The following is a 15031-nucleotide window of genomic DNA, read 5'->3' on the forward strand; positions in this document are numbered from 1 at the left end:
CGATGACTATCGCAAGAGGTCGCGGTGACCGCACACTGATGCGCGTCAAGCGCGTCGGCAATGCTCCGCTCAACGTGCTCGATCGCGCAGGCGAGCAGATGTCGTTCTACCTGCGGGCGATCGGGTGGATCCCCAAGACTGCAGTGCATTACAAGAAGGAGGTGCTCCGCCTGCTGGCGGAGGTCACCTTCGGCAGCGGCGCGCTGGCCGTCATCGGTGGCACCATCGGCGTGATCGTGATGATGTCGGGCTTCACCGGCATCGTCGTCGGCCTGCAGGGCTACGCAGCGCTCGAACAGCTCGGTAGCTCCGTGCTCACCGGGTTCCTCTCCGCGTACGTCAACACCCGTGAAATCGCCCCGATCGTCGCGGGCCTGGCGCTCTCGGCAACCGTCGGCTGTGGCTTCACCGCACAGCTCGGTGCCATGCGGATCTCCGAGGAGATCGATGCGCTCGAGGTCATGGCCGTGCCGAGTGTGCCGTTCCTCGTCACCACCCGCATGATCGCCGGCTTCGTCGCGGTCATCCCGCTCTACATCGTCGGTCTGCTTGCGTCCTATGTCGCGTCCAGAGGGATCAGCACGATCTTCAACGGACAGTCCTCGGGGTCGTACGACCACTACTTCAACCTGTTCCTGCCTCCGGAAGATGTGCTGTATTCCTTCCTCAAGGTGCTCATCTTCGCTTTCGTGCTGATCATGATCCACTGCTATTACGGCTATCACGCCTCGGGCGGACCGGCTGGCGTCGGCGTCGCAGTGGGCCGCGCCGTACGTACGGCCATCGTCACGATCGCCGTACTGGACTTCTTCCTGAGCCTCGCCATCTGGGGCACGACCACCACAGTGAGGGTTGCCGGATGATCGACTCGCCGTCGCGACTGCAGCGAGTACTGCTCGGACTTGCATTCTTCCTGGTGCTCATCCTGTTTCTCGGATGGAGCATCACCTCCTACAACAAGACGTTCAAGAGTGTGGTGAACGTGAGCCTCGAAACCGACTCGGTGGGCAACGCCCTGCCGATGAACGCGGACGTCAAGGTGCGCGGAATGATCGTGGGCGAGGTGCGTTCTGCGGCCACCGTCGACGGTGTCGTCACCTCGCAGCTGGCCATCGATCCGGACAAGGCACCGCTGATCCCGTCGAACGCGACGGCTCGGCTGCTTCCGAAGACATTGTTCGGCGAGCGTTACGTCTCGCTGATTGTGCCCGAGAACGATTCGGCGTCGCCGATCACCGACGGCACGGTTCTGCGTCAGGACACGAGCGGAAACGCGATCGAGGTCGGGCAGCTGCTCGACGGCTTGCTCCCGCTGCTGCAGGCGATTCCGCCGCAGGATCTGGCCAATACCCTCGGGTCACTGGCGCAGGGTCTCAGCGGGCGCGGCGAGCAACTGGGGCAGACCATCGACAATCTGACGAACATCGTGTCGGGTCTGAACACGGAGTTGCCGAACATCCAGCAGACCCTCGTCGGTCTCGCAGATTTCTCCCAGACCTATGCCGACGCGGCACCGGAGCTGATCTCGGCTCTGGACAACCTGCGCACGACGGGCAACACCGTCGTCGAGCGTCAGTCCGGTCTCGAAACGCTGTACGGCTCGCTGACGTCGGCCTCGAACGTCACCGCGGACTTCCTGCAGGCGAACTCCGAGAACTTGATCAGCCTGGCGTCGAATTCCCGTGAGGCACTCGAATTGCTTGCCGAGTTCTCACCGACGTTCGGCTGCACGTTCAGCCAGTTCGCCGAAGGAGCCAGGCGCGGCGCGATCGTGCTCGGCGAGGGCGACCCATACCCCGGCATCAACGTCTCCGCATCGTTCGTCAACCCGAAGGGCCGTTACTTGCCGAACCAGGACGAGCCGCGCTTGTTCGACGATCGCGGAGCTACGTGCTTCGAGCCTGCAGCACCCGGCGAGTTCTTCCCGCAGTACCCGGGAGGCTCGATCAACGACGGTTCGTACCAGGTCCCGACTCGTAACCCGGGCCCGCAGGTCATCCCCGGACAGGGCCCACCCAAGTCGGCTCAGAGTTCCATCGTTCCGGCCATCGCGGAATCCGCGGAGCCGGCGAGCTACGAGGGCTCGGACTTCGAACGCGACACTCTCGCCGTGATCTACGGTCAGGCGAGTGGCGTTGCACCGGACAGTATTCCGTCGTGGGCAGCCGCTATCGGCGCTCCGGCATTGAGGGGAGCGGAGGTGAGCGTGAAATGAGAGGCCTTCTCGCGCCGATCATCAAGTTGGTCGTGTTCGCGGTGGTCACGATCATCGCCACGGCCACCCTTGCTTTCACCATCGCCAATTCGAGTGGCGGCGGCGGCACCACGTTCTCGGCAATGTTCACCGACGTCACGTCCCTCAACAAGGGCGACGAAGTGCGTATCGCAGGCGTTCGCGTCGGCCAGGTGGACAACATCGAGATCGCCAACGAGCGCGAAGCGAAAGTGGACTTCACTCTCAGTAGCCGCGACTGGCTGCCGGCAAGCTCGACGGCGACCATCCGTTTCCGAAACCTGGTGGGCCAGCGCTACATCGCCATCGAGCAGGGCTCGGGGGACCAAGGTCAGAAGATCAACGGGGGTGCGACGATCCCGCTGGAGCGGACCAAGCCTGCGGTCAATCTGACCACGCTGTTCGACGGCTTCCGGCCGCTGTTCACCACGCTCAGTGCAGACGACGTCAACAAGCTGTCCTACCAGATCATTCAGGTGTTCCAGGGGGAGTCGGGCACCATCAACGAGCTGGTGACCAACACGGCGAGTCTGACGAACACGGTCGCAGACAAGGATCAGGTCATCGGCCAGGTCATCACCAATCTCAACAACGTTCTGGCGACGGTCAATCAGAACGACGGTCAGCTCGACAGTCTCATCGTCAACACCCAGAAGCTGGTCTCCGGACTGTCGGCCGATCGTGATGTCGTGGGTTCGGCGGTCACGTCGTTGGCCGGTCTGACCAACGCAACGGCCGATCTGCTCGAGCCGACGAGGCCGTCGATCCAGGGATCGGTGACGGCACTGAACACGTTGTCGGAGACCGTCAACCGCCGCAGCGACGACGTCGACAAGGTCCTGGGAATTCTGCCGAACAAGCTGGACAAGCTCATCCGCACGGCCCAGCAGGGATCCTGGTTCACGTTCTACCTCTGCGGCATCGACATCGTTGCCGGACCGGGGTCTTCGCCGAACCTGAACTTGCCGACCGGGCTTCCGACCGTAAACCAGCCGCTTTACACGAACTCGGCAGAGCGCTGCAAAGCTGGGGGGATCAAGCAATGAAATCTCGTCGTAGTCCGGCAACCATCGGTGCGCTGGGAATCGCAATCATCCTGCTCGCCACGATGTCGGTCTTCTTTCTCGACCGACTTCCGATCATCGGTGCAGGCTCGGTGTACACCGCAGAGTTCAGCGAAGCAGCAGGTCTCAAGCCGTCCAACGAGGTCCGTATCGCGGGCGTCAAGGTCGGCAAGGTGACCGATGTGCGTCTCGAGGGCGATCGAGTACTCGTGGACTTCACGGTGCAGGACGCCTGGGTCGGCAACGAGTCACGGGCGGCCATCGCCATCAAGACGCTGCTGGGTCAGAAATACCTGGCCCTCGACCCCAGTGGCCCGGACACGCTGAGCCCCAAGGACACGATTCCACTCGATCGCACCACGTCTCCGTACGACGTCATCGATGCGTTCTCAGCGGCGGCATCGACCATCAACGACATCGACACCGATCAACTCGCGAACAGCATGCGAACCCTGTCCGAGGCGTTCTCGGAGACGCCGGCGAACATTCGTGCCTCCTTGGACGGCGTGACTCGGCTGTCGCAGACGGTGGCAAGCCGCGACGAGGAACTGAAGAAGCTGTTCGCCGCTACCGGCGAGACATCGAAGGTGCTGGCCGACCGCAACGAGCAGTTCAACAAGTTGATCACCGATGCAGGCCCGTTGCTCGAAGAGCTCAACAACCGGCAGCAGGCCATCTCGCAGCTCCTCACCGGCACGCAGCGCGTATCTCAGGAGCTGACCGGTCTGGTCCGCGACAACGAGGCCACCATCAACCCGATGCTGCAGCAGCTCAACGGAGTCATCGAGATCCTGCAGCGCAACAACGACAATCTGGACCGGGCACTCAAGTTGTACGAGCCGTTCATTCGCCTCTACACCAACGTGACCGGTAACGGCCGGTGGCTCGATATCGTCCTGGCCAACCTCACACCACCCGGAGTTCCGTTGATACCTGGTTACCGCGAGCCCTCGGTCGACAAGTTGGCGGGGAACTGATGACAGACACTCAGGCAGCGCCGCGAAACAAGAACAAGCTCGCAATCATCGCGGTCGTCGTGGTGGTGGCACTGGTCGTAGCGGTCGCCGGTTGGTGGCTGTTCACCAGGGCCGGAACAACCAAGATCACCGCTTACTTCGACAAGTCGGTCGGCATCTATTCGGGTTCCGAGGTGCGTGTACTCGGCGTCAAGGTCGGTACCGTCGATTCCGTCACCCCGATGGGCGACGACGTCGAGGTCGTCCTCCGAGTCGACCGGGGCATCGACATCCCGGCCGATGCGAAGGCCGTCCAGGTCACCCCGTCACTCGTCGCCGATCGCTATGTTCAGCTCGCACCCGCGTACACGGGCGGCGACACCATGGCCAGCGGAACGACCATCGGTCGCGATCGCACGGCCACACCTGTCGAGGTCGACGAGCTCTACTCGTCGATCAACGACCTGTCCAAAGCTCTCGGACCCGACGGGGCCAACAAGGACGGCGCGCTCACGGACTTCGTGAACACCGGTGCCGCCAACCTCGAGGGCAACGGTGAAGCGCTGGGCAACAGCATCACTCAGCTCTCGGCGGCCGGTCGGACCCTGAGCGACTCGCGTACCGATGTGTTCGACACGATCAAGAATCTGCAGACCTTCGTCAGTGCTCTGTCCGTGAACGATCAACAGGTGCGCAACTTCAACACCCAGTTGGCCGACCTGACCGGTTTCCTGTCCGGTCAGCGTGAGGATCTCGGTGCTGCGCTGCAGCAACTCTCGGTGTCGCTCGGTGACGTCGCCACGTTCGTCGCGGACAACCGAACCGAACTGACCGACGCGGCCAACGGGCTCGTACAGCCCACTCAAACCCTGGCCGACAACCGTGAGCAGCTGGTGCAGACCTTGACGTTGCTGCCACTGGCGATCAGCAACCTGGTCAATGCGTACGACGCCGAGTCGGGCACGCTCGCCTCGCGCGCCAATCTGCAGAACGAGACCCAGGATCCTCTCGGCACTGTCTGCCGGTTGATCGACCTGGGCAAGTTGGTACCCGGTGATCCTCGCTTCGAGGCTCTGGGAGCGCAGATTCAACCGATCATCGATCAGTGCGCCAACATCACCACCATGATTCAGGCCCCTCTCGCCGACCAGAACCGGATTGTGCTGCCGTTCGGTGTTCTCACCAACGACATCCAGCAGAACCAGTCCGTGCCGGGCACGGTCCCGGGCGTGGTCTCGCCCAAGCTCGGAACCAGCTCGATGCCGGGTCTGGAGCAGTCGTACATCGGAGGTGGGGGACAGTGAGTACCTCTGTGAAGCGGAATCGAGCTCGCGTGAAGCGTTCGTTGTCCCTCGGCGCAGGACTGTGCGTGGTGGCCCTGTCTGCCGGTGCGTGCTCGTCGGCGGGCATCTACGCCATCCCGCTACCGGGTGGTGCCGATGTCGGAGACAACCCGTTCAACCTGACGGTGCAATTCGACGATGTGCTGGACCTCGTCCCGCAGTCGACCGTCAAGGTCGACGGTGTGGCCGTCGGCCGCGTCGACACGATCACGGTTCCGAACGACGGTTGGACCGCCGACGTCAACGTCATCCTGAACTCCGACGTCGACCTGCCGGCCAACGCGATCGCGTCGGTCCAGCAGACCAACCTGCTCGGCGAGAAGTTCGTGCAGCTGTCCGCGCCTCCGGGTGACGAGGAAGCCGCGCGTTTGCAGGACGGTGCCACGATCCCGCTCGATCGAACTCGCCACGCCACCGATATCGAACAGGTCCTCGGTGCGCTCTCGCTGCTGCTCAACGGCGGAGGCGTCGGTCAGCTCTCGCCCATCGTCAAGGAACTGAGTACGGCGTTCGACGGTCGGGAAGGTAAGACCAAAGAGCTTCTGCAGCAGGCGAACACGCTGATCGATGGACTCAATCAGCAGCGTGACGACATCACCCGTGCCATCGACGGTCTCGACACGCTCAGCGGGCGCGTCAACTCGCAGACCGACAAGATCGACGGGGTGCTCAAGGACCTGCCGATCGCCACCGATGTACTCGAGCAGCAGCGACCGCAGCTGACGGAGATGCTCGGTGCGCTCGATCGTCTCGGCTCGGTCGGCACCGACGTGATCAACCGATCCAAGGACGATCTGATCGCAGACCTGCGGGCGCTACGTCCCACGCTGCAGGCACTGGCCGATTCGGCGGACGACGTGGTGACGTCGCTGTCGGTGATCCCCACACTGCCGTTCGCCGACGGCACGGAGAAGATCATCGAGGGCAACTCGGCCAACCTGTTCCTGTCGCTGGACCTGTCGATCGGAACGGCGCTTCGCAACTTCGGTGTGGGCGAGGGAGATCCGGTCTACGTCCAGCCGAAGTACGGCAACACGCTCCCCGTCGTCGATCCGTCCAATCCGTACTACAACGGAAACGGACCGCGTCCGGGCTGGCCCACGATCTCGTTGCTGCCGTTGCCGCCGATCATCCCGTCACCGGTTCCCGGACCGGGTGCACCGAGCGGTCAGGCCGCCGGGGCAGAGCCTGCGCCGCTGACCCCGTTGGCCCCGTTGAATGATCTGCTCGAACAGTTCGGAGTTGGCCAGTGAGATCGAAGCTCGTTCGGTACCAGTTGGTGGTATTCGTCGTGATCGCCCTCGTCGGGTTGATCTTCGTCGGCGGAAAGTACGTTCGTCTGGACAACATGCTCGGGTTCGGGCAGTACAAGGTGGCGCTCAATCTCGCCGATTCCGGTGGAATCTTCACCAACGCGGAGGTCACGTACCGCGGGGTGCCGGTGGGTACCGTCGGTGGCTTGCAGTTGACACCGGACGGTGTCCAGGTGGAGCTCAAGCTCGACAACGGCGGTCCCGACATCCCGTCCGACACGAAGGCCGTCGTGGCGAACAGGTCCGCGATCGGCGAGCAATACGTCGACCTTCAGCCGCAGACCGATCAGGGACCGTTCCTGGTCGACGGTTCTCAGATCGCGGCCGCCGACACCTCGACACCCGTTCCGGTGGAGGACGTGCTGGCCAACACCAACACGTTGGTGAGGTCGGTACCGCTGGAGAACTTGACCAAGGTCGTCAACGAGCTCGGCGTGGCGTTCGACGGCAAGGGCAACGATCTGCAATCGCTCGTCGACTCGCTCGGCAACATCTCCGAGGCGGGCAACGAGGCACTCCCGCAGACGCTGGCATTGGTGCGCGACGCGGTGCCGGTGCTCGACACACAGTCCGAGCAGTCGGATCTGATCCGCGAGTTCAGTACCAGCTTGGATCAGGTGACGGCTCAGCTGAAGTCCAGCGATCCCGACATCCGTCGGCTCATCGACACCGGAACCGCTGCGGGTGATCAGCTCGGTGGTCTGATCACCGATGCCGGTCCGGCCTTGACGACCGACATCAACAACCTTGCGCTGGTCGCCGCTCAGGCCGAGCCGCGGTATCTCGCTCTTCGGCCGTTCCTGACATTCCTGCCTGCGCTCGGTGCCGGCATCTCCACCATCGTCCCGAACGACGGCACGATCCATCAGGGTCTGCTGCTCGAGGTCAACAACCCGCCGCCCTGCACGGTCGGCTACGAGGGCTCGCAGGCGATCCTGGACGAGGAGAAGCGGAAGAACCCGAACTTCGACCCGACCCGAGAGAACTACCCGCTGAACCTCGACGCGAACTGTGCAACGCCACAGGGCAGCGTGACGGGCGTTCGCAGCGCGAACCGAATCGTCTTTGCCGATCCGGACGTGCCGCAGCCGTGGGACCTCAACCCCAAGGTCGATCCCGAGAAGCTCAACCTCAACCCCATCGCCACCCAGTTGGCACCGCTCATCGGCGTCACGCCGAAGTAGCGACATCGGAAGAACTGCTGCTCAGCACTATCGTCGGGCCGAGAGTGGTTCGGCCGGATATTACCGAGTAGTAGGGTGAAATTGTGAACTCGAGCACCGAAGCCCTGGAGTCCCCAGCGACTCCAGGGCAGAACAAGACAGCGAAAATTCTTCTTGCCGTCGTCACGGTGATCGCCGTGGCTGCTCTCGCAGCGGCAGTGTTCTTCGGCTACGGCTGGGGCACGGCGTTGTTCAGCCAGAAGCCGACGGAAGATACTCGCGACTCTGCCCTCACCGGTGCCCAGCAGGCGGCGGTCAACCTGAACACGGTCGACGCCGCCAACATCGATCAGTCGTTCGACAACATGAAGTCGTCCATCACCGGTGACTTGATGCTCAACGACCTCGAGCAGACGCGTTCGGGTATCACCGATCAGGTCCGTCAGTCCGGTGCCAAGAGTGAGGCCGAGGTATTGCATGCCGCGGTGACCGAGCTCAGTACCGACGAGAACACCGCCGAGGCTCTCGTAGTCATCAAGACGACTACGACGTGGCCCGACCGCGTCGAGCGAAGCAAGCTCACGATGCGACTGGCCATGGAAGAGGTCGACGGGGTGTGGAAGACCAACAAGGTCGACCCCATCGGTTCGCGGATCTCGTTGGACAACCCCAACACCAATCCCGTCATCCCGAGTGAACCGGGTGCTACCGACCCGAATGCAGCCGACCCGAATGCGGCTACCCCCAGCGCGGAAGCGACGCCGGCCCCACAGCCGGATTCCGGTGGCAACTGACGTTCCCCGGGCAGTGTCTTTTCCGTCTGTAGTGCAGTGAGTTTCAGTGCAGTGAGTTTCGAAGGAGTTCTGTAGTGCCTCCCCAGCGTCGCAAGATCGTCCCACCCACCACCACCAGCAAGGTGCGCCGCAAGGTGGCCGGCACCGGTAAGCCCGCAGCGTCCGACGCGGGTTCGACCACCGCGGAGGGTTCGGACACGACCGAGACGACCGCGATCACAACGCCGGCACCGAGCACCCCTGCGGTCGACAAGACGGTTGCCGACAAGACGGTCGCCGACAAGACTGCGTCCGACAAGACCGCTGCCGACAAGAGCGCGACTTCGAAGCCCTCATTGGCCAAGGCTGCCACCAAGCCCGACGCCACCAAGTCCGACGCCACCAAGTCCGATGCGACCGAGTCCGATGCCACCGAGAAGGCCGCCACTCCGCTGGACTCCGTGACGTCAGGGGCTTCCGACGCGGACGCGGACCAGGCTGTCACCTCGCGCAAGGCGTCGGGTATCGGTTACAAGCACGTGATCGTCGTCGCGATCATCGCCGTGGTGCTCGGTGCATTCGCTGCTGTTGCGGCGTTCAAGCCGTTCGCCACGATCGACAATGCTGCCTGGGTCGATTCTGCAGCCACCCAGGAAGTCACCTCGGCGGCGACCGACGCGCTTCAGACTCTGTACACGTACAAGGCCGATACGATCGATGCCGATTTCGATGCTGCCCGTGCGGTGCTCAATCAGTCGATGCTCGATGAGTTCAACTCCACCGCGGACACCACCAAATCCGCTGTGGTGCAAACGAAGACGGGAACCGAGGCCATGGTTACCGACATCGGCGTCTCGCGGCTGGAGGACGACAAGGCCGAGTTGATCGCCAACGTGAACATCAGCGCCACGCAGGACGGTGTGGCGTCGGGTAGTGCCGAGGGCCCGTTGACGGTCAACATGGAGAAGGTCGACGGCACCTGGAAGCTGTCGGCCATCGACGACCAGTAGTACCGGTACCCGCTGGCCCCGCTCGGGTATTCGGCCACGCTCTTCGATTAAGCCCCGTTCGACGCAGAAACTCTGCTCGAGCGGGGCTTTTTCGTGCGTTGTGTACTCATCTGTCGCATGCGCACGACCGGATTACCATCGCGTTTGCGTCCTGGCTTGGGACGAGCCCTGGTTGTTCGGGACAACCATTTCGACGCTCGACAGCCAGGGATGGATCCGATGAAAACGGAGCATGCTGGTCATGACTGACACAACTATCGATCTATCCGTGCTGGAATCGAGGTCCGGTCGCTCGGGCTTCGCCGAGAACGTCAATCCCGAACTGTACCGATTGTTGTCCGCCCTCGATCTGGATCGCGAGTACGTGCGCGGCGACGGGACCGTCTTGTTCGACGCCTCGGGCCGACGTTATCTCGATTTCGCCGGTGCGTATGGGGCACTTCCGTTCGGGCACGGCCCCACGCCGATCTGGCAGGCGATCAACGATGTTCGGTGCAGTGGAGAGGCAATTTTCGTGCAGCCCTCGGTGCTGACGGCAGCAGGCGAACTGGCAGATCGGTTGGGGCGGATCGCACCCGACGGGTTGACGCGAACGACGTTCGTCAACAGTGGTGCCGAGGCCACCGAGGTTGCGCTCAAGCTCGCGCGAGCGCACACCGGACGACTGGGAGTGTTGACCACCGGCAACAGTTTCCACGGCAAGACGCTCGGCGCGCTGTCTGCGACCGGAAACATCAAGTATCAGAGTGGATTCGGGGCACCGGTGGCCGGCTTCGATCACATCGCCTTCGGCGACGCGGATGCACTCGATGCGGCCCTGACGGCCGCGCCGAATCACTATGCAGTCTTTCTCGTGGAACCGATTCAGGGTGAGGGCGGAGTGGTGTGTCCGCCCGACGGATATCTGCGGCGTGTGCGGGATGTCTGTGATCGGCACGGTGTGCTCCTCGCGTTCGACGAGGTGCAGACCGGGCTCGGCCGGACCGGGCGAATGTTCGCCGCGGAACACGAGGGGGTGGTGCCCGACATTCTGACCGTGGCGAAGGCGCTCGGTGGCGGCATCGTGCCGGTGGGTGCGGTGTTGTGTGCGCCGAAGCTGGTGGACGAGAGCTTCGCACTTCGTCACACGTCGACGTTCGCGGGCAACGCGCTGGCGGCTCGGGTGGGTATCGCAGTCATCGACGAGCTCACCAGGGACGACTGCGCGGTGGTGACGAACGCGGCCGTGCTCGGTCGGGAGTTGACGAAGGATCTCGGTGCGTTGGCCGAGAAGTATCCGTCCGTGGTCACCGACGTTCGCGGACGCGGCTTGTTGCTCGGAATCGAGCTGACTGCGGACGTGAACTTCGTGGGGCGTCAGTCGCTGCTGGGTTCGATTGCCGAGCAACACAATCTGACTGCGGTGATCTGCTCCTACCTGCTCAATGTCGAAGGGATCCGGGTTGCTCCTACGCTGTTCGGTACCAGGGTGATTCGGATCGAGCCACCGCTGACGGTCTCGGCGGCGCAGTGTGCACGTCTGGTGGCCGCGTTGGATCGGGCGCTGGGCTACGCGGCGGTAGGGGACCTGGACGGATTGTTCGGGCACCTGCTGGGCCGCCCGACCGTCGGCACCCCACCCTCGCTCACCGCACTACGTCCGGGCCGCACCCCCGATATCGCCGTGCGCTCCACGGATCGCCGGTTCGCGTTCATCGCGCACCCTTTGGATCTGGGGTTCTTCGCCGCCTTCGATCCTGCGCTCGAGGTGTTCGATCATTCCGAACGACAGGATCTGCTTCGCCGGTTCGCTGCATCGACGTCCGAGCTCGACCCCGCGTCGTTCGTCATCGGCAGTGGCCGGGTCGTCGGGGGAGGGGACGCAACGGCACACGGTGACCTGATCGGGTTGCCCTACACCTCGGAGCAGTTGCTGCATCTGCCGACCGAGCAGGCGCTGCGGGTGGTGGGCGGTGCCGTCGAACTCGCGATCTCGCGGGGCGCGACGGTAGTGGGGTTGGGCGGCTACTCGTCGGTGATCACCGGGAACGGGTTGGGTCTCGGGGCAACGTCTCGGCCTATCACCACCGGCAACACGTTCACCGCCGCGGCGAGTCTGCGGGCTGTCCGACGCGTGTGCCGCGAACGAGGAATCGACGTCGCGCAGGCCAGGGTGACGATTCTCGGTGCTGCCGGTGCCATCGGGCGCACTATCGGCAAGCAGCTGGCCGGCGAGGTCGGCAGTATCGCTCTGGTCGGTCGGCAGGGTGAGAGCTCGGTCATCGCGCCGAAGTTGTGGGCGGCGGCGCAGGAGATGGTGGCGAGTGCGACGGGCGGATCCGGCTCAGGGGATCTCGCCGGTGCTGCACTCGAGATGCGTGGTGACCTGGATGATCTGATCAGGTCCGGGCACATCGAGTTCTTCACCGATCCCGTTGCTGCGGTGCAAGATTCGTTGATCGTGATTGCGGCGACATCGGCACCGCACGCACTGATCGACCCGACCGATCTGATGGACGGTGCCATCGTCTGCGATGTTGCGCAGCCGCCGAACATCGGCCGCGATGTGCGCGGTGAGCGGCCGGACGTGACGGTGTTCGACGGCGGCATCGTGCGGGTGCCGTCGGGTTCGGATTTCGGTTTGACCTACGGGTTGGCTCCGGGCCTGACGTATGCCTGCATGGCCGAGACGATGCTGATCGCGTTGTCGGGTGAGTTCGACCTCCGCAGCATCGGCACCAGTCTCGACGGAGACAGCGTCGAACGGTTGGGTGAGCTGGCCGACGTCCACGGGTTCGCGCTCGCCGAGGCCACCCGATGGCGCGAAGGTAGTCAGTAGTCGGCTGGGGCCGGAGTTCCCGGAACCTCGTGGACTCCGGCCCCGTCCTGACCGGCCCCGCCCTGCCTGGTCTCCGTCGATCGTTTCGGGGTGGGATGGAGCCACCAGTTCGCATTTCCCATCAGCGTGACGAGGGCGGGCACGAGCATCATCCGCACGATGGTGGCGTCGATGACGAGACCGACGATGATGCCGATGCCCACGAGTCGCATCATCGACAGTTCGGACAACGAGAAGAACGCGGTGACGCTGATGAGCAGCAGCGCAGCGGCCGTCACGATGCGTCCGGTGCGAGCGGCCCCGATGCGGACTGCGTCTGCGGTGGTGGCTCCGTTGTCGTGTGCCTCGACGATGCGTGAGAGCAGGAAGATCTCGTAGTCGGTGGAGAGGCCGAATACGACGGCCATGACGAGGATGCTCATCGTGGACTGCAAAGGGCCGGCAGTGACGCCGATCGGCCCGCTGCCGTGGCCGTCGTGAAAGATCCAGGTGAGCACACCGAAAGTGGCCGCCAGGCTGACCATCGCCATGGCAATTGCCTTGAGGCTGAGCACGATCGAGCGAAAAGCCAGTGTCGTCATCGTGAAAGTGGCCAGCACCATGATGGCCAACATCCACGGAATGGTGGAGTAGATCGCGTCGATGCCGTCCTCGCTCTGCGCGGTGGTGCCGCCCACTCTCAGCGTGGTCCCGGCCGGAGCGGGGATCGATCGAATCGCATCGACTGTCGCCAGTGCGGCCGGGGTGCGATCGGCCGAGGTCATGATGGCATCGACGACGGTCAGATTGTCGGCGGTGCCGCTGGGAAACGCTGCCGCGACTCCGTCCGCGCGGCCGATGGCGTCCGTGACTTCTGCGACCGCGGCAGGGCTCGGCGGTGCATCGGTGACCGATTCGACGACGACGGTGACGCCGCTGTTGGCGAGCGTGAAATCGGTGATCAGCTTCTGCGTGGCGATCCGGGCCGGCGAGTCCGGGGGCAGACCGGTGTGGTCGAGGTCGCCCAGAGCTACGCCGGAGATGGGCGCGCTGAGCACGGCCAGCACACCGATGATGGCACCGGCGACGAGGATGGGCCTGCGCATCACGCGGTCTGCCACCGTGCCCCAGAACTTCTGCGCCCGTGCCTCGCCGCGGTCGATTGCACCCTTGCGCCAGCTCAGCGAATCGATGCGGGGGCCGAGGAGGACGAGTGCGGCGGGGAGGGCGGTCAGCGAGATCACGGCGGCGACGGCCACTGCTGCCATGCCGCCGAAGCCCAGCGAGCGGATCATCGCCTGCGGGAAGATGAGCATTCCGACGAACCCGCAGATCAACAGCAGTGCCGAGAACGCCACGGTTCGGCCGGCGGTGGACATCGTGCGGCGTACCGCGTCCGCCGTTCCGCGCCCGTTGCGCAACTCCTCGCGGAACCGGGTGATCACGAACAGGCTGTAGTCGACGGCCATTCCGAGTCCGACGAGGGACGCGATATTGGTCGCGAACACCGACACTTCGGATACACTGTTCACTGCTCGCAGCACGGCCAGGGACGCCAGCACGCTCAGTCCGCCGATCACCAACGGAGTTCCTGCGGCGACGAGTCCGCCGAAGACGATCAGGAGCAGAACCAGCAGAATCGGGAAGGTGATGGTCTCGGCTCGCACCAGATCTGCTCGCGCCTGCTCGTTGTACGCGTCGACGACGGCCGAGAATCCACCGAACTGCACGGTCACGCCATCGATCGTCAACTCCTCGCGCAGGTCCTGGTAGGACTTGACGCGCTTGTCCTCGTCGCCGGTCAGCGTCAGCACCGCGAGGGCAGAGTTCCCGTTCGACGATCGCAGGCCCGAAGCAAAGGCGTCGGGCACCGTCCAATAGGTGACGGGGTCGCGGGCCAGCACTCCGGCGTCGATACCGGCGAGGCTCGCGCCCACGGTATCGGCAATCTCGTCGACCGTTCGTCCGTCCGTCGGGGTGTAGACCACCGCGATGTCCGCAACGTCGCGGCCGAACCGGGATTCGACGAGAGCGTCGACCTTCGCCGACTCGCTGTCGGGGTCGCTGTAGCCACCGAGGCTGAGTTCGTCGACGACGCCCAGGCCCCAGGTTCCGCCGAGCAGAACGGTCGCAATTACGACGGCCAGGACCCAGCGAGCACGGGCAACGAGGAAGTCGACGACGGGCGAACCCCTGGTCACGCGGGACTACCGAAGGCTCGACACCTGCATCCGGCGTCGACCACTACCACCGTAATCATGTTGTCCCCCCGCGAGACGTGATGTGAGTGCTCCGTGAATATCCCTGTGGCACAGAGGAGATCTGTCACGCGGCGAACCCGATCACCTGACGACGCCACCCCCGGTTGCGACAGAAGAA

Annotated in this window: 11 protein-coding genes; 10 read left to right on the forward strand and 1 reads right to left on the reverse strand. The window is 64.0% G+C overall.

Annotated features, from left to right (window positions below; translation table 11 throughout):
- Nucleotides 1-2: 2 nt before the first annotated feature.
- The 10 genes from CH286_RS14725 (at nucleotide 3) to CH286_RS14770 (ending at nucleotide 12673) form a co-directional block, all read left to right on the forward strand.
- Nucleotides 3-863 (forward strand): MlaE family ABC transporter permease, encoded by an 861-nt coding sequence (locus CH286_RS14725; RefSeq protein ID WP_032365270.1) that lies wholly within the window; start codon nucleotides 3-5, stop codon nucleotides 861-863.
- The gene (locus CH286_RS14730; RefSeq protein WP_094609532.1) at nucleotides 860-2215 is read left to right on the forward strand and encodes an MCE family protein; all 1356 of its coding nucleotides are present in this window, start codon (nucleotides 860-862) and stop codon (nucleotides 2213-2215) included. The genes CH286_RS14725 and CH286_RS14730 overlap by 4 nt, the downstream gene beginning before the upstream one ends.
- A complete protein-coding gene (locus CH286_RS14735; protein ID WP_094609533.1) occupies nucleotides 2212-3279 on the forward strand; it encodes an MCE family protein in 1068 nt (355 codons plus the stop codon). The genes CH286_RS14730 and CH286_RS14735 overlap by 4 nt, the downstream gene beginning before the upstream one ends.
- The gene (locus tag CH286_RS14740) at nucleotides 3276-4274 is read left to right on the forward strand and encodes an MCE family protein (protein ID WP_094609534.1); all 999 of its coding nucleotides are present in this window, start codon (nucleotides 3276-3278) and stop codon (nucleotides 4272-4274) included. Before CH286_RS14735 ends, CH286_RS14740 begins: the two co-directional genes overlap by 4 nt.
- Nucleotides 4274-5557: an MCE family protein gene (locus tag CH286_RS14745; RefSeq protein ID WP_032380466.1), complete on the forward strand. Its 1284-nt coding sequence runs from the start codon at nucleotides 4274-4276 to the stop codon at nucleotides 5555-5557. Before CH286_RS14740 ends, CH286_RS14745 begins: the two co-directional genes overlap by 1 nt.
- Before the next feature lie 29 nt (nucleotides 5558-5586).
- Complete coding sequence (locus CH286_RS14750) at nucleotides 5587-6849, forward strand: MCE family protein (protein ID WP_094609535.1); 1263 nt, start codon at nucleotides 5587-5589, stop codon at nucleotides 6847-6849.
- Nucleotides 6846-8093, forward strand: a complete 1248-nt coding sequence (locus CH286_RS14755; RefSeq protein WP_032401938.1) for an MCE family protein — start codon at nucleotides 6846-6848, stop codon at nucleotides 8091-8093. The genes CH286_RS14750 and CH286_RS14755 overlap by 4 nt, the downstream gene beginning before the upstream one ends.
- An 83-nt stretch (nucleotides 8094-8176) precedes the next feature.
- Nucleotides 8177-8866, forward strand: a complete 690-nt coding sequence (locus tag CH286_RS14760) for a hypothetical protein (RefSeq protein ID WP_032380469.1) — start codon at nucleotides 8177-8179, stop codon at nucleotides 8864-8866.
- A gap of 74 nt (nucleotides 8867-8940) precedes the next feature.
- Entirely contained in the window at nucleotides 8941-9855 is a 915-nt protein-coding gene (locus CH286_RS14765; protein WP_094609536.1) for a hypothetical protein, read from the forward strand.
- Nucleotides 9856-10096: 241 nt separating this feature from the next.
- Nucleotides 10097-12673, forward strand: coding sequence for an aminotransferase class III-fold pyridoxal phosphate-dependent enzyme (locus CH286_RS14770; protein ID WP_094609634.1), 2577 nt, complete (start codon nucleotides 10097-10099; stop codon nucleotides 12671-12673).
- Here CH286_RS14770 and CH286_RS14775 read toward each other — a convergent pair.
- The gene (locus CH286_RS14775; RefSeq protein WP_094609537.1) at nucleotides 12667-14853 is read right to left on the reverse strand and encodes an MMPL family transporter; all 2187 of its coding nucleotides are present in this window, start codon (nucleotides 14851-14853) and stop codon (nucleotides 12667-12669) included. The two genes, CH286_RS14770 and CH286_RS14775, sit on opposite strands and share 7 nt — an antisense overlap.
- Between the last annotated feature and the right edge of the window lie 178 nt (nucleotides 14854-15031).

The organism is Rhodococcus sp. WWJCD1 (assembly GCF_002258735.1).
Taxonomy (GTDB): domain Bacteria; phylum Actinomycetota; class Actinomycetes; order Mycobacteriales; family Mycobacteriaceae; genus Rhodococcoides.